15 protein-coding genes and 1 tRNA gene are annotated in these 23,963 nt (G+C 63.0%); 9 read left to right on the forward strand and 7 right to left on the reverse strand.

The window, feature by feature from the left end; translation table 11 throughout:
- The first annotated feature begins 42 nt into the window (after positions 1 to 42).
- Entirely contained in the window at positions 43 to 1,098 is a 1,056-nt protein-coding gene (locus Q0949_RS15950; RefSeq protein ID WP_299374444.1) for an alcohol dehydrogenase catalytic domain-containing protein, read from the forward strand.
- On the opposite strand, the gene Q0949_RS15955 is transcribed toward Q0949_RS15950, so the two are convergent.
- A complete protein-coding gene (locus Q0949_RS15955; RefSeq protein WP_299374447.1) occupies positions 1,099 to 1,938 on the reverse strand; it encodes a MoxR family ATPase in 840 nt (279 codons plus the stop codon).
- 181 nt (positions 1,939 to 2,119) lie between these two features.
- On the opposite strand from Q0949_RS15955, the gene dksA reads away from it, so the two are divergent.
- Together dksA and Q0949_RS15965 are read left to right on the forward strand one after the other, a co-directional pair.
- Positions 2,120 to 2,542 carry an RNA polymerase-binding protein DksA gene (gene dksA, locus Q0949_RS15960; protein WP_299145683.1) on the forward strand — a complete coding sequence of 141 codons (423 nt, stop codon included), beginning with the start codon at positions 2,120 to 2,122 and terminating at the stop codon, positions 2,540 to 2,542.
- A gap of 449 nt (positions 2,543 to 2,991) precedes the next feature.
- Positions 2,992 to 3,357, forward strand: a complete 366-nt coding sequence (locus tag Q0949_RS15965) for a hypothetical protein (RefSeq protein WP_299374450.1) — start codon at positions 2,992 to 2,994, stop codon at positions 3,355 to 3,357.
- 180 nt (positions 3,358 to 3,537) lie between these two features.
- Here the strand turns inward: Q0949_RS15965 and Q0949_RS15970 are convergent, their stop codons facing one another.
- Positions 3,538 to 4,584: an ornithine cyclodeaminase gene (locus tag Q0949_RS15970; RefSeq protein WP_299374452.1), complete on the reverse strand. Its 1,047-nt coding sequence runs from the start codon at positions 4,582 to 4,584 to the stop codon at positions 3,538 to 3,540.
- An 11-nt stretch (positions 4,585 to 4,595) separates the two neighbouring features.
- Positions 4,596 to 5,516 carry an arginase gene (rocF, locus tag Q0949_RS15975; RefSeq protein WP_299374455.1) on the reverse strand — a complete coding sequence of 307 codons (921 nt, stop codon included), beginning with the start codon at positions 5,514 to 5,516 and terminating at the stop codon, positions 4,596 to 4,598.
- A gap of 104 nt (positions 5,517 to 5,620) precedes the next feature.
- Here rocF and Q0949_RS15980 point away from each other — a divergent pair, with 104 nt between their 5' ends.
- Positions 5,621 to 6,046, forward strand: coding sequence for an Lrp/AsnC family transcriptional regulator (locus tag Q0949_RS15980; protein WP_299374458.1), 426 nt, complete (start codon positions 5,621 to 5,623; stop codon positions 6,044 to 6,046).
- On the opposite strand, the gene Q0949_RS15985 is transcribed toward Q0949_RS15980, so the two are convergent.
- On the reverse strand, positions 6,027 to 6,497 hold the full coding sequence (locus Q0949_RS15985; protein ID WP_299374851.1) for a disulfide bond formation protein B: 471 nt from the start codon (positions 6,495 to 6,497) through the stop codon (positions 6,027 to 6,029). The genes Q0949_RS15980 and Q0949_RS15985 overlap by 20 nt on opposite strands.
- Positions 6,497 to 7,108 (reverse strand): exopolysaccharide biosynthesis protein, encoded by a 612-nt coding sequence (locus tag Q0949_RS15990; RefSeq protein WP_299374461.1) that lies wholly within the window; start codon positions 7,106 to 7,108, stop codon positions 6,497 to 6,499. The genes Q0949_RS15985 and Q0949_RS15990 overlap by 1 nt, the downstream gene beginning before the upstream one ends.
- 162 nt (positions 7,109 to 7,270) lie before the next feature.
- On the opposite strand from Q0949_RS15990, the gene Q0949_RS15995 reads away from it, so the two are divergent.
- From Q0949_RS15995 to Q0949_RS16005, 3 genes are all read left to right on the forward strand, one after another.
- Positions 7,271 to 7,356 (forward strand) — tRNA-Leu (locus Q0949_RS15995).
- Between the two features lie 890 nt (positions 7,357 to 8,246).
- On the forward strand, positions 8,247 to 14,738 hold the full coding sequence (locus tag Q0949_RS16000; protein ID WP_299374464.1) for a cadherin-like domain-containing protein: 6,492 nt from the start codon (positions 8,247 to 8,249) through the stop codon (positions 14,736 to 14,738).
- 320 nt (positions 14,739 to 15,058) lie between these two features.
- On the forward strand, positions 15,059 to 16,924 hold the full coding sequence (locus Q0949_RS16005) for a Hint domain-containing protein (RefSeq protein WP_299374467.1): 1,866 nt from the start codon (positions 15,059 to 15,061) through the stop codon (positions 16,922 to 16,924).
- Here the strand turns inward: Q0949_RS16005 and Q0949_RS16010 are convergent.
- Together Q0949_RS16010 and Q0949_RS16015 are read right to left on the reverse strand one after the other, a co-directional pair.
- On the reverse strand, positions 16,917 to 17,525 hold the full coding sequence (locus tag Q0949_RS16010) for a nucleotidyltransferase family protein (RefSeq protein WP_299374469.1): 609 nt from the start codon (positions 17,523 to 17,525) through the stop codon (positions 16,917 to 16,919). The two genes, Q0949_RS16005 and Q0949_RS16010, sit on opposite strands and share 8 nt — an antisense overlap.
- Positions 17,526 to 17,591: 66 nt before the next feature.
- Positions 17,592 to 20,000 (reverse strand): FAD-dependent oxidoreductase, encoded by a 2,409-nt coding sequence (locus Q0949_RS16015; protein ID WP_299374472.1) that lies wholly within the window; start codon positions 19,998 to 20,000, stop codon positions 17,592 to 17,594.
- 112 nt (positions 20,001 to 20,112) lie between these two features.
- Between Q0949_RS16015 and Q0949_RS16020 the strand changes: the two genes are divergently transcribed.
- Both Q0949_RS16020 and Q0949_RS16025 read left to right on the forward strand, forming a co-directional pair.
- The gene (locus Q0949_RS16020) at positions 20,113 to 21,402 is read left to right on the forward strand and encodes a DUF2254 domain-containing protein (protein ID WP_299374475.1); all 1,290 of its coding nucleotides are present in this window, start codon (positions 20,113 to 20,115) and stop codon (positions 21,400 to 21,402) included.
- Positions 21,403 to 21,509: 107 nt separating this feature from the next.
- On the forward strand, positions 21,510 to 23,930 hold the full coding sequence (locus Q0949_RS16025; RefSeq protein ID WP_299374479.1) for an FAD-dependent oxidoreductase: 2,421 nt from the start codon (positions 21,510 to 21,512) through the stop codon (positions 23,928 to 23,930).
- The last annotated feature ends 33 nt before the right edge of the window (positions 23,931 to 23,963 follow it).

Genomic DNA, 23,963 nt, shown 5'->3' on the forward strand with positions numbered 1-23,963 from the left:
TGCCGAATGGTCAGATCGGCCCAAAAAAACAGGGAGATAGCAATGAAGGCTGCCGTATTGGAAACCTATTCGGGTCCGCTGCACGTGCGCGACGTACCTGACCCGGCCTGCCCGCCGGACGGGGCCATCGTTGCGGTCGAGGCTTGCGGCGTGTGCCGGTCCGATCACCACGCCTGGGTCGGGTCGGATCCGGATGTGATCCTGCCGCATGTGATGGGCCACGAATTTGCAGGCACCGTGATCGAGGTGGGTCCCACATGCAGTCGCTTTGCAAAGGGCGACCGGGTGACCGCGCCTTTCATCCTTGGTTGCGGCCACTGCGCCGATTGCCGGGGCGGTCAGCCCACCATCTGCAACAGCCAGGCCGTGATCGGTTTCTCTTTCTGGGGCAGCTTTGCCGAGGCCGTGGCGATCCCGTCGGCGGACTTCAACCTCGTGCCCTTGCCGGACAGTCTGGATGCTGTTTCCGCCGCTGGCATGGGGTGCCGGGTGACGACCGCGTGGCGCGCGCTGGTAGACCGGGCAGACCTGCGGCCAGGCGAGTGGCTCGCCGTGCACGGATGTGGCGGCGTCGGGCTGGCGGCCATCCTGATCGCGCGTGCCCTCGGCGCGCGGGTCGTGGGCGTGGACGTGAGCGATGGCGCCTTGCGACAGGCGCGCGCCTTTGGTGCCGAGGTGACGCTGACGGCCCAAGGCGGGCCGGACGCGGTGGCAGAGCAGGTGCGGGCAGCCACGGGTGGCGGCGCGCATGTGTCGCTGGACGCACTGGGCATTGCCGCAACCTTTGCCGCCAGCCTTGCTGGCTTGCGCAAACTGGGGCGGCATGTGCAGGTCGGCATGCCGGTCGGGGCCCATGCCACCGTGGATCTGCCGCTGCTGGATCTGGTCTATGTGCGGCAGTTGACATTGATGGGCATGCGCGGGCTGGGGGCGGCGGACTTTCAGCCACTGATGAACATGATCGCAGGCGGCCGCTTTGATCCATCCGTTCTGGTGACCACGCGCATCCAGCTGTCGCAGGCCGAGGCCGCGTTGCGCGCAATGGACAGCGGCGCGCAGCCCCCCGGGGTCACCGTGATCGACCGTCTGGACGCGTGATCAGCGCTGGCTGCGCGCCATGAAGGCCAGCCGTTCGAACAGGTGCACGTCCTGTTCGTTCTTGAGCAGCGCGCCGTGCAGCTTGGGCAGGGCGGTGGCACCGCCCGCTTTGAGATCCTCGGCGCTCATGTCCTCGGCCAGCAGGAGCTTGAGCCAGTCGAGCACTTCGGAGGTCGAGGGCTTTTTCTTGAGCCCCTGTTGATCGCGGATTTCAAAGAACTGGGTCAGCGCCGTGGTCAGCAGCGCGTCCTTGATGCCAGGATGGTGCACGGCCACGATCTGCTTCATCGTGTCCATGTCCGGAAAGCGGATGTAGTGAAAGAAACAGCGGCGCAGGAACGCGTCGGGCAGTTCCTTTTCGTTGTTCGACGTGATGATGACCACGGGGCGCTGGCGCGCCTGGATCGTGGCGCCGGTCTCGTAGACAAAGAACTCCATCTTATCAAGTTCTTGCAAGAGATCGTTGGGAAATTCGATGTCGGCCTTGTCGATCTCGTCGATCAGCAACACGACCTTTTCATCGGCCTCGAACGCCTCCCAGAGCTTTCCCTTTTTGATGTAGTTTGCAACATCGTGCACACGGTCCTCGCCCAGCTGGCTATCGCGCAACCGGCTGACGGCGTCGTATTCGTAAAGCCCCTGCTGGGCCCGCGTGGTCGATTTGATATTCCATTCGATCAGGCGCAGATCCAGTGACCGGGCGACCTGCTTGGCCAGTTCTGTCTTGCCTGTGCCGGGCTCGCCCTTGACCAGCAGGGGCCGCTCCAGTGTGACGGCGGCATTGACCGCGATGGTCAGGTCGTCGGTCGCGACATAGGCGTCTGTGCCCTGGAATTTCATGTGTCTTCATCCTGTTGCGGCAAATCGTTGATCACGATGCTTTTAGCCAATCTGTGAGGGGAATGGGTAGTGACAATCCGGTGGCCCTCGGATAGACGCTGCGGCAGGGAGCTGATCCGGGCAATACGGAAACCTTAGGGAACCATCTATGGCCAACATCAGTCGCATTGAGGGGAAGCAAATGAAACAGGAAGTGTTCCTGCCGGATGATTATCGTCCCGCAGAAGACGAGCCGTTCATGAATGACCGGCAAGTCGAGTATTTTCGCCGCAAACTGCTGAACTGGAAGTCGGAGTTGCTGGCGGGCAGCCGCGACACCATCGAAGGGCTTCAGGACGGAACGCGCAACATCCCGGATGTCGCCGACCGTGCAAGCGAAGAAACCGACCGGGCGCTGGAGCTGCGCACGCGCGACCGCCAGCGCAAACTGGTGGCCAAGATCGATAGCGCGCTGCGCCGGATCGACGAGGGCGAGTACGGCTACTGCTCCGTGACGGGCGAGCCGATCTCGCTCAAACGGCTGGACGCGCGGCCCATCGCCACGATGAGCCTTGAGGCGCAAGAGCGTCACGAGCGCCGCGAGAAAGTCCACCGCGACGACTGATCGTTAACACAGCGTACGCTGGGGTATTTGGGGCGGCAGCGCCCCAAAACGCACCTTTTACCGCGCAAACTGTACGTTTTTGCGCCGCCGGAAACGGGCCGTTTTCGGGCCGTTTCGGGAAAACGTACAGATTCCTGCGAATACTGTACGTTTTCGCCACTGGCGCGCTTTCACGTTTCATTAACCCCGTGCCGCGCGTTAAGGTTTGATGGAACGCATTAACTCTCCGGTAAGGTTCTGTGTTTTGCGGGCGGATGGCGGGTTGAACACCGCCCTCGGTTTTCCCGCTCACGCATGGTCGCAGCGCAGAGACCGCCGACCGGTAGGACGGATGTGAGTACAGCGAAGGTCGGCTTTGAGCCCAAAACGATGGATGCTGCGCATTGCGCAAATGGCCATTATACGATTGAACGGGGAAGTCTTACCAACTTGCACCAGAAGGATTTCCAGTGAAAATCGTGAGAGCTTTAGCAAGCATATTGGTTTTAGCTGCCTCGGATTCCTCAGCACAGGATGTTCAGTGGAAGTTGGTTGATACCGGTGTCTTGAACCACCCGTCTCATGGCAAGGGTATTGAGATGCGCATACAACCTGATCCATTCCCAGAAGGTTTGTTTGGCGGTGACAACTTGGATGATCTTTTGCTGGCGCTTTGCAATCACTATGCGCCGTCCGTCATTCCATTTGTGCAGCAGCAGACAGTTATCGAACAACCAGACTTTATTGCAGTACGCATAGTTTCAGGAGGAGCGGTTGGCCGATATGTTTTGGAAGCTTACGCGATTGCAGATGGGCGTTGTGGCGCTAACCTTTAAGCCAAGTTTCTTTTAAAGTGACCCTTCAATGTGGGAAGTGCGTATCGTTTTTCAGTGGAATCCAAAAGCTGCCATTGGCGCAGCCGCAGCGAAAGAGCGCTTCGTCCGCAAACCAGCCATTCACATTCCATTCGAAACCGGCGCTGCCCGTCCAACGCCCGTCTGCGTGAACCGCCCGACCTATCCCCCGGCGCGCGCCAGCATGCCGAACAGATCGCGGGGGTCGTCCGGGTCGGCCAGCAGGTCGAGCGGGTGGAAGAGGTCGGTGCCGCGGATGCGGTCGCGCACGTAGCGCAGGGCGGAGAAATCCTCGATCGCGAAGCCGACGCTGTCGAAGATCGTGATCTGCTTGTCCGATATGCGGCCCGGTGCCTGCCCGGCGAGGACCTGCCAGATCTCGGTCACGGGGTGGTCGGGGGCAAGTTGCTGGATGTCGCCTTCGATCCGGGTCTGGGGCGGGTATTCCACAAAGATGTCGCCCCGCTCGAGGATGGCAGGCGCGATCTCGGTCTTGCCGGGGCAGTCGCCGCCGATGGCGTTGATGTGGACGCCCGCACCGACCATGTTGTCCGTCAGGATCGTGGCATGGGCCTTGTCCGCCGTGCAGGTGGTCAGGATCTGGGCGCCCATGATCGCGTCCTCGGCCGATGCGCACTGGGTCACGTGCAGGCCGGAGGCGGCCAGGTTGGCCGCGCATTTGGCCGTGGCAGCGGGGTCGATATCATGGAGCCGCACATGGGTGATGCCTGCGATGGCCTGCATTGCGATGCTCTGGAATTCGGACTGGGCGCCGTTGCCGATCATCGCCATGGTCGTGGCACCGCGCGGCGCAAGCGTGCGCGCCACCAGCGCGGAGGTCGCGGCGGTGCGCAGCGCGGTCAGCATCGTCATCTCGGTCAGCAGCACGGGATATCCGGTGTCCACATCCGCCAGAAGGCCAAAGGCCGTGACGGTTTGCAGCCCGTCGCTGGTGTTCTTGGGGTGGCCGTTGACGTATTTGAACCCGTAGGTTTCGCCGTCGGAGGTGGGCATCAGCTCGATCACCCCTTCGGCAGAGTGGCTGGCCACGCGCGGTGTCTTGTCGAACTGTTCCCAGCGGGCAAAGTCGTCAGCGATATAGTCGGCCAGACCGCGCAGCATGTCGCCAAGCCCAATGTGGTGGATCAGGCGCATCATGTGATCGACGGAGACAAAGGGCACCAGCGCCTTGTCGGAGGGTGACAGCATGGGATGTCCTTTCAGTAGGCGCGGGTGGGGCGGTCAAAGACGCGGCGGCCGAAAGCGGAGGCGGTGAGGTCCACCATCACCTGTGCGGTCCGTCCGCGTTCGTCGAGAAACGGGTTCAGTTCGACCAGATCGAGTGCTGTGAGCAGGCCGCTGTCGCAGATCATCTCCATCACCAGATGCGCCTCGCGCATGGTGGCGCCGCCGGGCACGGTTGTGCCGACGGCGGGTGCGATGGAGGGATCGAGGAAATCCACGTCGAGCGACACGTGCAGCAGCCCGTTTGCCGCCGCGACCCGGTCGAGGAAGGCGGCCAGCGGTTTGGCGATGCCGTGTTCGTCGATATGGCGCATGTCCACATAGGTGACGTCCGTGTCCTGGAGTGCGGCGCGTTCGGCCCGGTCAACCGAGCGCAGGCCCAGCATCGCGATGCGGTCGTGGGGCACCGGGTGCGGCACGGGCGGAAAGCCGTCAAAGCCGTCGCGCCCGGTGATGTAGCCCACGGGCGTGCCGTGCAGGTTGCCGGAGGCGGTGGTGGCGGGCGTATGGTAGTCGGTGTGCGCATCGAGCCAGAGCACAAAGAGCGGGCGGCCAAGTGCGGCGGCGTGGGCGGCGAGCCCGTGCACCGTGCCCAGCGACAGGGCGTGATCACCGCCCATGAAGACCGGCACGCCCTGCGCGCAGGCTTCGGTGGCTGTGGTGGAGAGCGCCCGCGTCCAGGCGATGGTTTCCTGGGGCGCGTGCAGACGGTCGTGGCCGGTTTCGGTGAAGGCGCCGGGTGCCACGTTGTCCTGATCGGACACCGTATGGCCCAGATCGGCCAGCGCGCGGCCAAGGCCCGCGGTGCGATAGGCGTCCGGCCCCATCAGGCAACCGGTGCGCCGTTTGCCGCAGTCCATCGGGACCCCGATCAGGTGAATTGATTTGCTCTGCATGGCATTCCCCTTGCGTGTTGGCAGAGAGGTGCGCCCGATTTGCGACGTGGACAACCGTGCAAAATGATCATAATGCCTAGCAAATTGCCGAAGTGGAGGCCATTATGGATGATATGGACAGTCGCCTGATTTCCGCACTGCGCCATGACGCGCGGGCGTCGCTGTCGGACCTGTCGATCCAGCTGGGCATGTCGCGCACGACCGTGCGCACCCGGCTTGAGAAATTGCAGGCGCGGGGTGATATCCTTGGCTTTACCGTCGTGCTGCGCGAGGACACGCTGAAGGACCCGGTGCGCGGGCTGATGATGATCGGGATCGAAGGGCGCGGGACGGAGCGGATCATCCGGCAGTTGCAGGGCATGACCGAGCTGCGGGCCGTGCATTCGACCAATGGGCGCTGGGATGTGATTGTCGAGATCGGCACCGACACGCTGGAGCGGTTCGACGATGTATTGTTCCGTATCCGCCGTCTGGACGGGGTGGTGGCGAGCGAGACGTCGCTGCTCTTGTCTACGCGGAAGTCTGGTTAGCGCGCAGGGCCGCGATCCAGAGGGCTGCGAGCACCAGCGAGATCACCATGTTCCAGCCCGCCATGCTGAGGCCTGCGAACTGCCACGCGATGTCGTCGCAGCGCACGAGGGGCGCGTTCATGATCTGATCAAAGAGCGCGTTGGGGTCGACCCCGCCAATGGCGCTGGAGGTGCAGGAGCTGGGGCCTTCCCACCATCCTTGCTCGACCCCTACATGGTAGCCGCCAACAGCCGCCGTCGCGAGGGCGGCGAGCGCACCGAGGGCAATGAGGGCGGGCAGCGGTACGAAGAACGCGAGCGCGCCGAGGGCGATGGCGATGGCATGGGGGTAGCGTTGCCAGATGCACATCTTGCAGGGGGCATATCCCAGTGCCTGAAATGCGAAGGCTCCGGCCAGCAGGGCGGCCGACCCGGCGGCGGCCATGACGACAAGGTTGCGACGTGTGAACATCATAGGCCCATCCATGTTTTGATCAGGCTTGCCAATGTTGCGCCTGCGATGAGGAGTGTCGCGATCCAGGTGGTGCCCAGGGCGCTGCCGATGAGTACCAGCACGCCGTCGCGTTGCAAGAGGCCCATGGCCACGATGACGACCGCAAGGCCGGGCACGGTGTTGGTGCCGGGCAGGGGCACGAGGATTGACGCGCTGAACAGAACGAGGGCAAGGCCGACGATGCGGTCGGCGGGTGCGTAAGTGAGGCGGGCCAGGCGCGGGCGGCTGAAGGCCTCGATCCGTTTGAGCCACGGGCCCGCCCGGCGCGACAGGTTGGTCAGCGCTTGGGCGGAGATCGTCCGCGCGCCCAGCTTGCCCGGCAGCCACGGCACGCGACGGCCAAAGAGGATCTGGGCGGAGACGAAAGACAGCGGCAGCGCCACCACCTGCGGGATGCCATAGAGCAGCGGGATGCAGCAGGGCAGGGCGAGGATCAGCAGGAACAGGCCAAAGGCGCGTTCGTGCAATTGGGCGAGGATCCAGTCGAGGGTGACGGTTGTATCACCGGCATCCGAAGCAAGCTGGGCCAGCCGATCTGATATCGCGATATCCTGTGCCGGATCGGCCATGTCGCATATATCCCTTGTGCTGTTGGCCTTGAGCTGCCGGATCCGCGTATCAAATCGCGGTGCACTGTGCCAGAGCCGGACGCGCGGCGCGTGAAAAATCTGGACCGGAAGGGGCGCGCGCCGCTTGCCCCTGCCAAAACCAGCGTGTAGGACGACGCCGAGGCCCAAGTGGCGGAATGGTAGACGCAGGGGATTCAAAATCCCCCGCCTTTGCGGGCGTGCCGGTTCGAGTCCGGCCTTGGGTACCAGCCTCACACAGATGATAGACAGCAGTCCGCGTTGGCTGTGATCTGGCCAATTGCATCCAAATCAAGGCAAAAATGGTTAACCCGCGCAATCGGCGGACATCCGCACCCGGTTTGATTCGCAAATTGTGGCAGTGCTGTGCACGGATTGGCATCAGTTGACGAAAATTTAACGGATTGATGCGGCGCGGGATAGCGATCATGTCAAAATTGTAGCATGGGGTGGTCAGGCTGACCCTGGGTCAATTGTTTCTCAGGCGGAAACCTGACGTTGAGAACGCGTTTCAGCGGGAATTTGCCCAAACCCTTGTGTCCTATGACTATCTGCGGGATTTTGCCGAGATCGCATCTCGTGCGCCACGAAATGTTACGACCCAAGGTTGTAGATTGTTTACATACGGGCCCGTTTCGCCATCGGAGTGCGGCGAAATCGTGAGTTTTTTCGGACATTTTTCCCTTTGTTTGCATCAAAGCTGACCGTAAGAACGGACCTGCCCAACTGGGGGGCGATGTCTGTAGGTCACGGGGGCGACCGCACAGGACGTGCCGGAATGGTACGGAGAATGTGTGTTCGCTGCGTTGTTGCTTAACGCTTGTCGGACGAGCGTGTGTCGAGGTTCGGCATACCTGCGAACAGTCGTGTTCGCCATCTTCTCCCATTTCGCGTGTTTTTGTGCTGGTCGCCGGTGAAACTGTACATCGCCGTCCAAGGGTAACGAGTGAGTGAAAGATGGAGACGGTACATGTGGCAAGTGTCACGCAATTTGATGCAATTCGACTTTGGGGGTCGTGCGATGCAGGCGCATCGCTGGGCCACAGCATCTCCATCCTGTTCTGATTTTTACCCGGCCGCGTTGCGCGCCGCCTGCAACAACGCCTAGGAGACCCGTACCATGACCAAGTTTATTGACTTCAACGCCCTTGCCACCGGCACAGTGGTAGATAACGAATTCTCGGCCGATGGGGTGACCATTTCGGCCATTGGTGGTTCCAATAAGGCGATGATCTTTGACACCGCCAACCCGACCGGGGGGGACCATGACCTTGCCACGACGAACCTGAACAAGGCGTTGATCATTTCCGAGGACGGCGACAGCCACGATCCCGATGACAACGGCGCGGGCGGCAAACTGCGGTTCGTGTTTGATGATCCGACGACGGTGAACCGGCTGACCTTCCTCGACATCGAGGAAAGCGCGTGGGTCAAATTCTATGACATCCACGGCAATTTCATCAAACAGGTGGACGTGCACGGTGTTGGCGACAACGGTCAGGTGATCGTGGATTTCGACGTCGAGAACGTGGGCCGCATGGACGTGATCCTGGGCGGGTCAGGCGCAATCGACAACCTTGTATTCGAGACAACCGGCGACGGCATTGTCGAGGGTGACAACACCGGCGATCTGATCGACATCAACTATGTGGGCGATCCTGAAGGGGACCGCATTGACGCGGGCGACGCGCTGCTGCCCGGCGAGGCCCCCAATGACGACATCGTCGACGCCCTTGGCGGCAACGACACCATCAAGGCGGGCGAAGGCGACGACGACATCTATGCCGGTTCCGGCAATGACAGTGTCGACGGCGGCAATGGCAATGACCTGATCTTTGGTGACAGCAACTATGCGGGCACCAATGCCGGCATCACAGAGCGCGAAGTGTTCGAGTGGGAAAAGTCGCCCTTTGGCGACGGCAACAACGTCGGCGGGTTCACGCAGGACACGGGCAATGTCGATGTGACGTTCTCGATCCTGTCGCAATCGTCCGCGTCGCGCACGATCCAGTCGAACGACAATCAGAACATCAACAACATCGATGGCGACGGCAATGCGATCGACAACAACAGCTCGCTTGACAACATCCTGAACGGCCACGGAAATTCCGCTGATTACCAGCTGGAATTCTCGGCACCTGTCGAAGATGTGTCGTTCCGCGTGAACGACATCGACGGCGACGGTGTGGTTCGCATCAAGGCGTTCGACGCCGCGGGCAACCAGATCACCGTGAACCTCGAAGGCGGCCAGAACCTGACGCTGCTGGACACCGATAGTGTGGCTGGCAACGACACCGCGGACAGCAACGGCGGCTATCAGGACGACACGTCCAAGGCCTATTCCTTGCTGGTCAGCATTCCGGGTCCCGTCGCGCGCATCGTGATCGAGCATGATCAGGACGGCAGCAACAACAGCGGCATCAACATCACGGACGTCTATTTCGACGCGCCTGTCGTGGACGCAGGCCTGCCGGGCAATGACACGCTGAATGGCGGTGAAGGCGACGACACCATCTTTGGCGAAGACGGCGACGACCGTCTGAACGGCGACGGCGGCAACGACTCGCTGGTCGGCGGCGACGGCAATGACCGCATCTTTGGCGGTGCGGGCAATGACACGCAGATCGGTGGCGACGGCAATGACACGCTGGGTGGTGCGGACTTTGGCGACGACCTGTTCATCGGTGGTGCGGGCGACGACATGGTCGAAGCCTCGTTCGGCAACGACACCATCGACGGTGGCACCGGCAATGATGACCTGTGGGCGTCGGCGGACAACGATCTGGTCAACGGTGGCGACGGCAACGACAACATCCATGGTGGCCACGGTCGCGACACGTTGTTTGGCGATGCGGATGACGACACCATCTATGGCGGGTCGGATGCGGATACGATCGACGGCGGGTCGGGCAACGACTCGATCTTTGGCGACGGCAACTTCAAGGATGACACCGGCCCCGGCGGTGCGGACCTGATCACAGGCGGCACGGGCGACGACACCATCGATGGCATGGTCGGCAACGACACCATCAAGGGTGAAGATGGCAACGACTCGCTGATCGGTGGCGACGGCAATGACCGTCTCGAAGGTGGCCGTGACAACGACGTGCTGGACGGTGGTGCAGACCGCGACATCCTGCTGGGTGGCTCGGGCGACGACACCGCGTTCGGTGGCGACGGCAACGACGAGATCTGGATGGGGTCGGGCAACGACTCCGTCGACGGCGGTGCGGACAACGACTGGATCCACGGTCAGGGCGGCAACGACACCCTGAACGGTGATGACGGCGACGACATGGTCTTTGGTGAGGCCGGTGACGACGTGCTGACCGGTGGTGCGGGCAACGACACCCTGTCGGGTGGCGACAATGCCGACACCATCTTTGGTGGTGCGGGTGACGTGGTTGACGGTGGCGCGGGTGGCTTCAATGCCGATCCGTTGCTGAACACCGACCTCGACGTTCTGGACCTGACGGGTCAGGGGCCGTTCTTCCTCGACAATGTGACACCGGACGCCAATGGCAACGGGATCAACGGCACCGTGGTGTTCGTGAACCCCGATGGCACGCCGAACGGTCTGACGCTGACATTCACCGAGATCGAAGAAGTTGTCGGTGACGAGATCAACCGTGGCCCCGATGCCATGGACGACACCGCGACCGTGGACGAAGACGACAGCGTCATCATCGACGTGCTGGGCAACGACACCGATCCGGATGGCGATGCGCTGACCGTGACCGATGCGACGTCGCCCGATGGGGACGTGACGATCAATGGCGATGGCACGCTGACCTTTGAGCCGGCGCCGAATTTCAACGGGCCGACCACGATCACCTACACCGTGTCGGACGGCAACGGCGGCACCGATACCGCAACCGTCAATGTCACCGTGACCCCGGTCAACGACGCACCCGATGCGGTCAACGACACGGCCACAACAGACGAAGACACGCCCGTCACCATCGACGCGCTGTTCAATGACACGGATGTGGATGGCGACACGCTGACGATCACGGGCGCCTCGGTGCCTGCGGCTCAGGGCACCGTGGACATCGTCGACAACAAGCTGGTGTTCACGCCTGCCGAGAACTTTAACGGCGACGCGACGATCTCTTATGCGATCAGCGACGGCAATGGCGGCACAGACACGGCCGAAGTTACGGTCACCGTCACCCCGGTGAATGATGATCCGGTGGCTGTGGACGATCTGGCCGACACCATGGAAGACCAAGCGGTTGTGGTCGATCTGATCGGCAATGACACGGATGTGGACGGCGACCCGCTGGACATCGGCACCGTATCCGTTCCGGCGGATCAGGGCTCAGTCGTGGACAATGGCGACGGCACCGTGACCTTTACCCCTGCGCCGAACTTTAACGGTGTGGCGACGATCACCTATACCGTGGTCGACGGCCAGGGCGGCGAAGACACCGGCGAAGCCATCGTGAACGTGGGCGCGGTCAATGACGGCCCCGACGCGGTCAACGACACCGCGACCACGGACGAAGACACGCCCGTGACCATCGATGCCGTTGGCAATGACACCGACCCGGACGGCGATCTGCTGACCATCACAGGTGCAACCGTGCCTGCGGATCAGGGGACCGTGGACATTGTCGACAACAAGCTGGTGTTCACACCTGCCGAGAACTTCAACGGCGACGCGACGATCACCTATTCGATCACCGACGGAAATGGCGGGACCGACACGGCCGAAGTGGCTGTGACCGTGACCCCGGTCAATGACGACCCGGTGGCCGTGGACGATATCGAGACCACCGACGAAGACGTGGCCGTGGTTGTTGACCTTCTGGGCAATGACACGGACGTGGACGGCGATACGCTGACGCTGGCCGATGTGTCGGTGCCTGCGGATCAGGGCACTGTCGTGGACAATGGCGACGGCACGGTGACCTTTACACCGGCGCTGAACTTCAACGGCCCCGCGACCATCACCTATACCGTCAGCGACGGGAATGGTGGCACGGATACCGGTGAGGCCATCGTGTCTGTCGGTGCGGTCAATGACGGCCCGGTTGCCAATGATGACGCGGACACCACCGACGAGGACGTTGCAACGACTGTGAACGTGATCGGCAACGACACGGATGCGGACGGTGACACGCTCGAGGTGATCTCGGCCACGGTTCCGGCGGATCAGGGCACGGTCGTCAACAACAATGACGGCACGCTGACCTTCACGCCTGCGCAGGACTTCAACGGTGTGGCGACCATCACCTACACCATCGCCGACGGCAACGGTGGCACGGATACGGCCGATCTGGTCATTGACGTGACGCCGGTGAATGACGCGCCTGTGGCCGAAGATGACGCTGCAACCACGCCCTTCAACACGGCGGTCGAGATCCCCGTGCTGGACAATGACACGGACGTGGACGGAGACACGCTGCGCGTGACCAATGCGACATCGCCCAACGGAGCGGTTGCGATTTCGATGACGGGTACGCTGATCTTCACGCCGACCCCCGGTTTCGAGGGTCCGGCCACGATCACCTACACCATCACCGATGACAATGGCGGCTTTGACACCGCCGAGGTGATCGTGACGGTCGAGGAGCAGCCGCTGGACGGTATCGTTTCGGGCACCGATGACGGTGATCTGATCGACGTCGACTATGAAGGCGATCCCGAAGGCGACAAGGTCGACAACAACGACGAAATCCTGCCGGGCGAAGGCCCCAACGATGACATCATCCAGGCCGGTGGCGGCAACGACACGATCGTGGCTGGCGAAGGCGACGACGATGTGTTCGGCGGCACGGGCGACGACCAGATCCATGGCGGTCAGGGCGACGACATCCTGCGCGGCGAGGAAGGCAACGACACCATCAATGGCGGTGCGGGCGACGACACCATCCTCGGCGGTGCCGACGATGACGTCATCAACGGCGGCGACGGATCGGACAGCATCGAAGGCGGCGACGGCAATGACCTGATCACCTCCAGCGACCCCGACAACGATCTGAAGATCGACAAGGGTTACCCCGGTCTGTTCACCGGTGAAGAGGGTACGCCCGAGGCCGAGAACGAGCGCGACTTTGTCGACGGTGGTGCGGGCAACGACACGATCAGCACGGGCGACGACCGCGACACCATCATCGGTGGCACCGGCGACGACGTGATCGATGGCGGCATTGACGACGACGAGATCACAGGCGACGACGGTGCGGACCGTATCGTGGGCGGCGAAGGCGAGGACACCATCCTCGGCGGGATCGGCAACGACACGATCTATGCCGGCAACGATCCTGTGCTTGGTCTGGACCAGCTGAACATCGAGGACGACGGGTCCAACCCGTTTGGCCCGGATCTGCGCCCCGACAACGGCCGCGATTTCGTGGACGGTGGTGAAGGCGACGACCTGATCTTTGGTGCGGACGACGATGACACGCTGATCGGCGGCATCGGCAACGACACCATCGACGGCGAGATCGACGACGACTCCATCGACGGTGGCATCGGCAACGACAGCCTGCTGGGTGGTCAGGGCAACGACACCATCGACGGTGGCGAGGGCAATGACTTTATCGATGCGGGCCGCAATGCGGACACGGTCTTTGGCGGTGACGGCAGCGATACCATCCTGGGCGGCAACGGCGCGGACGTGCTGAACGGCGGCGAGGGCAATGATGTCATCGACGGCGGCACCGGCGACGACACGCTGAACGGTGACGGTGGCGACGACTTTATCACTGGCGCCACGGGCGACGACGTGATCGACGGCGGTGCGGGCAACGACACCATCGACGGCGGCAATGGCGGCAACGACATCATGTCGGGCGGCGATGACCGTGACACGTTTGTCAACGTCAACGCTGGCGAAGAGGTCGACGGCAACGAAGGCGGCGACGACTTTGACACGCTGGATCTGCGCGGCTCGGCCCCCGGTGGCGGTTCGCTGAACGTGGTCTATGACCCGCTCAACCCTGAAAACGGTGTGGTCAACTACTTTGACACCAATGGTGATCCGGCAGGTACGCTGACATTCCAGAACATCGAGAATGTCATCCCCTGCTTTACCCCCGGTACGCTGATCGCGACACCGCAGGGCGAGCGCCGTGTCGAAGAGCTGACTGTTGGCGACCGGGTCATCACCCGCGACAACGGGATCCAGGAGATCCGCTGGGTGGGTCAACGCGCCATGTCGGGCGAGGAACTGGCCCAGGCAGAGCACCTGCGTCCGGTCCTGATCCAGAAGGGCGCCTTGGGCAACAACCTGCCGGAGCGTGACATGCTGGTATCGCCGCAGCACCGTGTGCTGATGTCGAGCGACAAGACAGCGCTGTACTTTGACGAGAACGAAGTGCTGGTCGCGGCCAAGCACCTGACGGGCATGGACGGCATCGACGTCGTGGAGGTGTCGGAGACGACCTATATCCACGTGATGTTCGACCAGCACGAGGTGATCCTGTCCGACGGCGCATGGACCGAAAGCTTCCAGCCTGGTGATCAGACGCTGGCGTCCATGGGCGATGCGCAACGGGCCGAGATCCTCGAACTGTTCCCTGAACTGGAAACAGCCGAAGGCATCGAAGGCTATACCGCGGCGCGCCGCAGCCTGAAAAAGCACGAAGCGCAACTGCTCACCTAAGAGCAGCGCGCTTCGCGCAAGCAACAACTTGTGCAGCTTTCCCCGCGTGATTCGCGGGGAACGCGGGAAACGGGGCAGGGGGCTGCACCCGTTTTCCGTGTTCAATGCGCGCGAATTTGCAGCATTGTTTTCAGACCGGAACCGTATGGTGCTGCAATGCAGCATCATATCGCCATATTTGGGGCGATGTTTACCAAAGCCCGGTTTTTCCCCCTGAAATGCAGCGACATTTGAATTAATTCATAAGCAGACGTGTTGGTTCGTTGGGGGACGGCATGGTGCGCGTCTCTATTTAAGTTTTGAGTGTGAGGTCTGCTGCCATGGCTGTGATTAACGGAACGTCCAATAACGATACCCTTCAGGGTGGGAACGACAACGACACGATCACTGCTTTCAACGGGCAAGACCTTGTCTCTGGCGAGGGCGGCGACGACAGTATTCTGGGCGGCGGCGGTGATGACACCCTGTTCGGGGATGTCGGCGAGGGCACAGCCCCCGGCAATGACGCGACCCCGCTGGTGATCGACATCGCCAACCTGGTGACGCCGCAAGACAGCAACAACCAGCCCGATGATTTCGCCGTCTACAAGAATGTCGCACAGCTGGATGACGGCACGCAGGTGTCGGCCCGCATTGTACTGGTGTCGAAATCCGATCCCAACATGACCGTGGACCTGTCGGGCGGCGACGGCTTTGAGATCCTGATGAACGGGAGCGGCACTGGCGATACGGCCGAGTTCCGCATGGAATTCTTTATCCCCGATTCCGTGAACGCGACAACAGGGACGCCGGTTGCGCTGAATTCGACCGCGACGATCAATGACCTTGACCGCAACAGCGTGACCGACCGCGAGGCGGTGACGATTGATGCCAACAGCTTTACCGCCTTTGCCACGTCGTCGGACACGTCGCTGAACGTCACGCAATCAGGCGGGACCGTGACCGCGGCGGGGGGCGAGCAGAATTCGCCCGACGATCAGGACGCATGGTTCAGCGCGTCCTTTGAAAACCGTGAGTTCATCGAGTTCACGCTGGAATCGCGTGACACGAATTCCGGGTTCTCGTTCTCGGGCGATCTGATTGACGACAGTGTCGTGACACCGATCGAAGCGGGCAACGACACGATTGAGGGCGGCGGCGGCCAGGACGTCATTTTCGGGCAAGGCGGCAATGACAGCCTGCTGGGCGATGGTGGCGATGACACGATTGACGGCGGCGAGGGCAATGACACGCTGGACGGTGGCGTGGGCCAGGACCGTCTTGACGGGGGTGCCGGCGCCGATTTCCTGACCGGTGGTCAGGGCGACGACACGCTTTTGGGCGGTGACGGCGAGGACCTGATCGAAGTGGGCCCCGACAATGACCGCGCCGAAGGCGGGCAGGGGTCCGACCGGTTCATCTTTGACGGGTTCGGCAATCACACCATCATCGGTGGTGAGGATGCGGACGGGACCGATATCGACGTGCTCGACCTGACGGGCGTTCGGGCCAATGTGATCCAGAGCGGGCCGGAATCCGGCACCGTCGAGTTGCTGGATGACAACGGCAATGTGGCGCGCCGCGTGACCTATTCCGAGATCGAGCAGATCATCATCTGTTTTACCCCCGGCACGCGCATTGCCACCCAAAAAGGCGAGGTCGCGGTGGAGCGGTTGCAGGCCGGTGACAAGGTGTTTACCCGCGACAACGGCGCCCAGCCGCTGCGTTGGGTGGGCCGTCGCGATCTGACGCCGCAGGAGATGTCGGCGCATCCCGAGTTCCAGCCGGTGTTGATCCGCAAGGGTGCGTTGGGCAAGGGCCTGCCGGAGCGCGACATGCTGGTCAGCCCGCAGCACCGGATGCTGATCACGTCGGAACTGGCCGAGGTCATGTTCGAAGAGCGTGAGGTTCTGATCGCTGCCAAGCATCTGACCGGTCTGGACGGTGTGGATCAGGTCACCACCGGCTCTGTCAGCTATTTGCACCTGATGTTCGACCAGCACGAGGTTGTTCTGGCCGATGGGGCGTGGTCCGAAAGCTTCCAGCCGGGCGATCATTCGCTGCGCGGGATCGGGCAGGACCAGCGGTCTGAGGTGTTGACCCTGTTCCCCGAGCTGGAGACGCTGGCCGGGCTTGAAAGCTATGGCGCGGCGCGGCTGTCGCTCAAGCGGCACGAGGCCGAGATCATTGTGGATCGGCTCAAGTAAGGCGTTTCGCGCGCGCCGCATGCCATGCGGCCCAGTCTTCGGGCGTGTCCAGGTCATGGCGCGCCCGATTGTCGTCAAAGGGGACGTGATGCACGCGCGGGCCTGCGTCACGCACGACAGAGGCGCCGCCCGCATCGCCGCAAAGTCTTGATATTGCAGGGAAAAGCTGGGCATCGAAGATCATGGGGTGGCCGCCTTGACCCGACGGTGTGGCACCGCGCCAGATCAGCGCGTCGGGCGCGTCCTGCATGGCGCAGCACACCTTGATCAGATCCTGCGCCGTCAGGTCGGGCAGGTCACAGAGCACCAGCATCGCGCGTTTTACGTCTGGCTCCAGTGTGGCAAAGACGGTGCGCAGGCTGGCGCCCATGCCATGGGCCGCGTCCGCGACCTCGACCCGGCGCAGGGGCAGGTCGGCCAGGATGTCGTATCGCGCGTGCGGGCGTGGCGGCAGGGCGACGCGCACGTCCGCAGACACGTCGAGCGCCATGCGCGCCTGCCGCAGCAAGAGCGGTGCGCCGTCGATCTCTTGCAGCAGCTTGTCCGCGCCGCGCATCCGCGCAGACTGGCCAGCGGCAAGAAGGAGGATGGGCAAGGTCACGGAACGGCACCGGCGCGTGGTTTCGGATGCGGCAGCCTAGACCGCCGCAGGGCCGGGTGAAAGCGCTTAGCCGCGCATGCGGGTGCCGTCGGGGTCGAACAGCGGGGTGGTGAGACGGCGGGCGGGGCGCATCTGGCCGAGGATTTCGATCTCCACCGTATCGGTGGTGTCGATCCGCTCGGTGGGCAAAAACCCAAGCGCCACAGAGGTTTGCGCATGGTGGGAATAGCCGCCCGATGTGCAGAACCCCACGACCGCGCCGTCGAGCCAGATCGGTTCGTACCCCTGCACATCGGCGTCATCCGCGTCCACTGCGAAGGCGCAGAGCTGGCGGGCGGGGCCTTGGGCGCGCTCTGCTTCGGCGGCGGCGCGGCCGATGAAGTCGGTGTTTTTTTTCCACGCGATGAAACGGTCCATCCCGGTTTCGGCGGCGGTGTAGTCGGGCGAGAACTCCGACAGCCACGAGCCAAAGAACTTGTCGAGCCGCAGCGACATCATCGCGCGCATGCCAAAGGGTGTGACGGCGTGGGGTTGGCCCGCCTCCCATAGGGTCCACCATAGTTGGCGTTGGGCCATCGGATCGCAGTAGATTTCAAAACCCAGATCGCCGGTATAGCTGACCCGCTGCACGATGCAGTCGGTCATGCCCACGGTCAGCGGGCGCACGTCGAGGAACGCCATGTCGGCGACATCCGTGCGGGTGCAGGCCTGGAGCACATCGCGGGCGCGCGGCCCGGCCAGTTGGAAGCCGTTGCGTTTATCGCTGATATTCTCGATGGTTACGCCGGGTTCTTCATGTTGCTGAAAGTGGCGCATATGTACCGCTTGCGCGCCATAGCTGGCGGTGAGTTGAAAGCGCTGCGCATCGAGGCAGGACACGGTGAAGTCGCCGATCAGCTTGCCTGCAGGGCTGAGCATCGGGGTCAGCGACACGCGCCCCGGCTGCGGGATGCGGCCCGCCATGATCCGGTCGAGCCATGCGCGGGCGTGCGGGCCGGTGATGCTGTATTTGCCGAAATTGTGCACTTCGTTGATGCCCACGCCGCTGCGGACCGCGGCGACCTCGCGGGCGGTGGCGGCAAAGGCGTCGGAGCGGCGGAAGCTGGGTGTTTCGAACGTGGGCTCGTCACTTTTGGCGAAATAGTTGGCGACCTCCAGCCCGTATTGCTGGCCCCAGACGGCGCCCATATCGGTAAAGATGTCGTACATCGGTGTGGTGCGGTTGGGACGTGCGGCGGGCAGTTCTTCGTTCGGGTAGGCGACGGAGAACCGTTTTTGATAGTTCTCGATCACCTTGGGCCGGGTGTAGCCGGGGCTGATCCAGTCCCCGAAGCGGGCGACGTCCATGGCGGTCACGTCACGTTCGCATTCGCCGAGGGTCATCCATTGCGCCAGCATCAGGCCCACGCCGCCGCCCTGAGAGAACCCGGCCATGACACCGCAGGCGGACCAGTAGTTGCGCAAGCCGGGCACTGGCCCCACCAGAGGGTTGCCGTCGGGGGCAAAGGTGAAGGGGCCGTGGATCACCGATTTGATGCCTGCGGTTTCCAGCACGGGAAAGCGTTTGTAGGCAAAGGCGATGCTGTCCTCGATCTTGTCGAAGTCGTCGGGCAGGAGTTCGTGGCCAAAGCTCCACGGTGTGCCGTCGACGGCCCAGGGGCGGCAGGGCTGTTCGTAGAACCCGATGCAGAGGCCGCGCCCCTCTTGCCGGAGATAGCTTTCTCCCGCGGGGTCCATGACGTGGGGGTGTTCGGCGTCGCGGGTGTAGATGTCGGCGATGTCGTCGGTGACGATGTATTGGTGTTCCATCGGGTGCAGCGGCAGGTAGACGCCCGCCATCGCCCCCACCTCGCGCGCCCAGAGGCCGCCCGCGTTGACCACGTGTTCGGCGTGGATCGTGCCCTTGTCGGTCACCACGTCCCAGGTGCCGTCCGCCCGCTGGTTGGTTTCGTGGACCATGGTATGGGTGTGGATCGTGGCGCCGCCCATGCGCGCGGCCTTTGCGTAGGCATGGGTGGTGCCGGAGGGGTCGAGGTGGCCGTCGAGCGGGTCATAGAGCGCGCCGATGATGCCGTCGGTGTTGGTGATGGGCGCGATTTTCGCGATCTCTTCGGGGGTGACGATTTCGGTTTCCAGCCCCATGAAGCGGTGCTTGGCCCGTTCGGCGAGCAGCATGTCGAAGCGGTCCTGATTGTCCGCCAGCGTCACGCCGCCCACGTGGTGCAGGCCGCAGGACATGCCGGTGATCTCTTCCAACTCTTTGTAAAGCTTGATCGTATAGCCCTGGAGGGCGGCCATGTTGGTGTCGCCGTTGAGCGTGTGGAAGCCGCCCGCGGCGTGCCAGGTGGAGCCGGAGGTCAGCTCGGACCGTTCGAGCAGCATGACGTCCGCCCAGCCCAGTTTCGTCAGGTGGTAGAGGACGGATGCGCCGACGACACCGCCGCCAATCACCGCTACGCGTGTGGTCAAATTCATGGTGGCCCCCAGGGAAAGGTTGGTTTTGTCCGTTCTATTGTGCGAGGGCAGTGGACGGAAAGGCCGGGCGCGACATGTTATGTCGCGAATGGCGGCAAACGGGAAAACGCGCATGAAACGTCGGATTGACTGGGAGGTTCTGGCACGGCTGCCGCGGACGGCGTTGCAGACCTTGCGCTATTTGCTGCGCAAGCTGTGGGTGCGGGTGGTCCTGATGGGGGCGATGTCGCTGGTGGCGCTGGCCGGCACGCAGGTGGTGGAGCCGTTTGTGCCCGAGCAGATGGCCAAGAGCCTGCCGGGCAGTGCCGCGGACCGCCTGTTGAACATCATTGCCAATGCGATGCTGGCGGTCACGACCTTTTCGCTGACGGTCATGGTGTCGGTCTATCGATCCAGCGCGTCGCAGTGGACGCCGCGGGTGCATCAGTTGATAATGCGGGACAAGGTGACCCAGAACACGCTTGCGGCCTTTGTCGGGGCCTATGTCTATGCGCTGGTGGCGATCGTGATGCGCGAGACCGGCATTTACGTGGACGACCGGGCGTGGGTCCTGTTCTGGCTGACTGTGCTGGTGCTGGTTTTTGTCGTCTGGTCGCTGATCCGCTGGGTGCTGCACTTGCAGACGCTGGGCAGTCTGGTCGACACCACCCGGCAGGTCGAGGGCATCACCCGCGCGCAATTCGAAGAGCGTCTGTCGACGCCCTGCTTGGGCGCGTGTCCCTGGGACGGGACCTTGCCCGAGGATGCGCAGCAGTTGCGCGCCGACCAGACCGGATATGTGCAGCATATCTATCCCGACGCGTTGCAGGATCTGGCCGAAAAACATGACGTGGCGCTGTATCTGACGCGCAATGTCGGCAGTTTCGTCTTTCTGAACGAACCACTTCTTTGGGTGCGCGGAGACGTGGAGGACATGGACGAACTGGCGGAGGCAGTGCAGCAGTTGGTGGTGCTGGGCGATGTGCGGACCTATGATCAGGACCCGCGGTTCGGCCTGTTGGTCATGTCCGAGATCGGGTCCAAGGCGCTGTCGCCGGGGGTGAATGATCCGGGCACCGCGATTGACGTGCTGAACCGGTCGGCGCGGATCCTGTCGCTGTATAAAGACGAATCGACCGGGGACGATCCCCTGCACAGGAACCTGCACGCGCGCCCCTTGGATGCGCGCGACCTGATCATGGACGCGTTTTCCGGCATCGCGCGGGACGGGGCGGATGATCTGATCGTGCAGCAGCGGTTGCAACGCTGTCTTTCGGCGCTGATGGACCATCCGGATAGTGAGTTGAGCGCGGTGTCGCGCGATTTTGCGCGGGATTGTCTGAACCGCGCGCTGGAGGCGATGGACTGGCCGGCGGACCGCGATGCGCTGCGTGACACGGCGGACAAACGGGTTCTCGACTAATCCGCGCGATGGCCATTGAGCGACGCAAGATGTCGCGGAAGGGCAATCCTTGTTGTCGGACTGCGCGCAGTTTGGTCGCCAGCAAAGCATAGCAAGGGCGAATTCAAATGCGCACCCACGCACAGGCCGTCGTGATCGGCGGCGGCGTTATCGGCTGTTCCATCCTGTACCATCTGACCAAACTGGGCTGGACCGACGTGGTCCTGCTGGAACGGGATGAGCTGACCTCGGGCTCTACCTGGCACGCGGCGGCCAATATCCACGGGCTGCATGACAGCACCAATATCAGCCGGATCCAGCACTATACGATGGGCCTGTACAAGGAGCTGGAGCAGGAGACGGGGCAGGGCTGCGGCGTGTTCCAGCCCGGATCGCTCTATCTGGCGCAGACCGAGGCGCGCGAACACCAGCTGCGTCTGCAGGCGGCCAAGGCGAAGCTTTATGGCATGAATTTCCATGAGGTCGACCGGGCCGAGGCGGAGCGACTGCACCCGCTGGTCGATTACGACGGCATCCGCTGCATCATGTGGGAGCCCGAGGGCGGCAATGTGGACCCGTCGGGCGTGACCAACGCCTATGCCACCGGCGCGCGCAACAATGGGGCCGAGATCATCCGGTTCTGCCCTGTGACGGGCACCGAACAGCAGCCCGATGGCACGTGGATCGTGCGCACGGAAAAGGGCGATATTGCAACGCCTTGGGTGGTGAATGCCGCGGGCCTTTGGGGGCGCGAGGTGGCGGCGCTGGCGGGCATCGAGCTGCCACTGCAACCCACCGAACACCAGTATTTCGTGACCGAGACCATCGCCGAAATCGCGGGCATGGACCGCCGCCTGCCGTCGGTCGCGGACCGGGACGGCGAATATTACCTGCGCCAGGAAGGTCAGGGCCTGCTGGTCGGCGCCTACGAGAAGGATTACCGCCTGTGGGCCGAGGAGGGCACGCCGCAGGGGTTTGGCCACGAGCTGTTCGCCGATGATCTGGAGCGGATCGAGGACAACATGATGCGTGCCATCGACCGGGTGCCCGTGGTGGGCACGGCGGGGATCAAGCGGGTGATCAACGGGCCGATGATCTGGTCACCGGATTCCAATGTCCTGTTTGGGCCGGTGCCGGAGCTTACGGGCTATTTCTGCTGCAACGGGATCATTCCGGGGTTCAGCCAGTCGGGCGGCATGGGGCTGCTTGCGGCGCAGTGGATGATCGAGGGCGAGATGAAATACGACATGTTCCCCTGGGACATGGCGCGGTTTGGCGCGTGGGCGGGCAAGGCGTTCACCAAGGCCCGCGTGGGCGATCAATATGCCAACCGGTTCAAGATCCATTTCCCCAACGAAGAACGCAGCGCGGGCCGTCCGGTGCGCACGCGCCCCGCCTACGAGATGCAGCGCGAGATGGGCGCGGTGATGGGCCTGAACTATGGCTGGGAACATCCGCTGTGGTTCGCGGACACGTCCGGTGCCAAGGACACGGACGGGTTCACCCGTCAGAACTGGTGGGGGCCGGTGGGTGCGGAATGCAAGATGCTGCGCGCCCGGGGCGGGATCATCGATATCTCGAACTTTGCCAAATATGTCTGTTCCGGTCCGGGGGCGGAGGATTGGCTGAACGCCGTTTTTGCCAACCGGATGCCGCGCAGCGTGGGGCGGTCGTGCCTGACGCCGCTGATCGGGAAACGGGGCGGCATTGCGGGGGATTTCACGGTCACGCGTCTGGCTGAGGACGAGTTCTGGATCATCGGGTCGGGCATGGCGGAACGCTATCACCAGCGGTTTTTCAAGCAGGTGCCGCTGCCGGATGGCACGGTGTTCGAAAGCCGGACCGAGGCGATGTGCGGGTTCAACGTGGCGGGCCCTGATGCGCGCGCGATGTTGCAACGTATGACCAATGCGTCGCTGGCCAATGCCGATTGGCCGTTCATGCGGTCGGGCCGGATCGAGTTGGCGGGCATCGACGTGCTGGCGTTGCGGGTGTCGTTCACCGGCGATCTGGGCTGGGAGCTGCATTGTGCCGAGGCGGATCAGGCGCGGCTCTACGCCGCGCTGATCGATGCGGGGCGTGACATGGGCATCGGGCCGGTGGGCAGCCGGGCGCTGATGAGCCTGCGGATCGAAAAGGGCTATGGCTCGTGGAGCCGGGAGTACAGCCCCGAATATTGGCCGCAGGAGGTGGCGCTGGACCGGCTGGTCAAGCTGGACAAGCCGTTTCTGAACCGGGATGCGGCGGCCGAGGTCATGGCGCAACCCGCACGCGAATCGCTGGTGCTGTTGCATCTGGACGAGGCCGATACGGCGGCGTCTGGCGCGGATGCCACTGGCGGTGAACCAATTTTTCGTGATGGCGCCGGCATCGGGCGGGTCACATCAGGGGCGTATGGATACTCTGTCGGGATGAGTTTGGCGCTGGGATATGTCACGGGCGCAGGCCCCGGTGACAGGGTGGATGTGATGGTGCTGGGACAGCCGCACAAGGCAACAATTCTTGACGTTCCGCCCTTTGATCCGACGGGTGAAAGGCTGCGCGGATAGGGGGGGCGATCGGGGTGCAGTTTGGGAGACGCA

The sequence above is a fragment of the uncultured Tateyamaria sp. genome, assembly GCF_947487805.1.
In the GTDB taxonomy this organism is placed as follows: domain Bacteria; phylum Pseudomonadota; class Alphaproteobacteria; order Rhodobacterales; family Rhodobacteraceae; genus Tateyamaria.

Bases quoted from the DNA above. Each gene is read 5' to 3' on its own strand.
- Q0949_RS15950 (WP_299374444.1), top strand. From the start codon at position 43: ATGAAGGCTGCCGTATTGGAAACCTATTCGGGTCCGCTGCACGTGCGC.
- Q0949_RS15955 (WP_299374447.1), bottom strand. From the start codon at position 1,938: ATGAAATTCCAGGGCACAGACGCCTATGTCGCGACCGACGACCTGACC.
- dksA (WP_299145683.1), top strand. From the start codon at position 2,120: ATGAAACAGGAAGTGTTCCTGCCGGATGATTATCGTCCCGCAGAAGAC.
- Q0949_RS15970 (WP_299374452.1), bottom strand. From the start codon at position 4,584: ATGCTGTCACCCTCCGACAAGGCGCTGGTGCCCTTTGTCTCCGTCGAT.
- rocF (WP_299374455.1), bottom strand. From the start codon at position 5,516: ATGCAGAGCAAATCAATTCACCTGATCGGGGTCCCGATGGACTGCGGC.
- Q0949_RS15980 (WP_299374458.1), top strand. From the start codon at position 5,621: ATGGATGATATGGACAGTCGCCTGATTTCCGCACTGCGCCATGACGCG.
- Q0949_RS15985 (WP_299374851.1), bottom strand. From the start codon at position 6,497: ATGTTCACACGTCGCAACCTTGTCGTCATGGCCGCCGCCGGGTCGGCC.
- Q0949_RS15990 (WP_299374461.1), bottom strand. From the start codon at position 7,108: ATGGCCGATCCGGCACAGGATATCGCGATATCAGATCGGCTGGCCCAG.
- Q0949_RS16000 (WP_299374464.1), top strand. From the start codon at position 8,247: ATGACCAAGTTTATTGACTTCAACGCCCTTGCCACCGGCACAGTGGTA.
- Q0949_RS16005 (WP_299374467.1), top strand. From the start codon at position 15,059: ATGGCTGTGATTAACGGAACGTCCAATAACGATACCCTTCAGGGTGGG.
- Q0949_RS16015 (WP_299374472.1), bottom strand. From the start codon at position 20,000: ATGAATTTGACCACACGCGTAGCGGTGATTGGCGGCGGTGTCGTCGGC.
- Q0949_RS16020 (WP_299374475.1), top strand. From the start codon at position 20,113: ATGAAACGTCGGATTGACTGGGAGGTTCTGGCACGGCTGCCGCGGACG.
- Q0949_RS16025 (WP_299374479.1), top strand. From the start codon at position 21,510: ATGCGCACCCACGCACAGGCCGTCGTGATCGGCGGCGGCGTTATCGGC.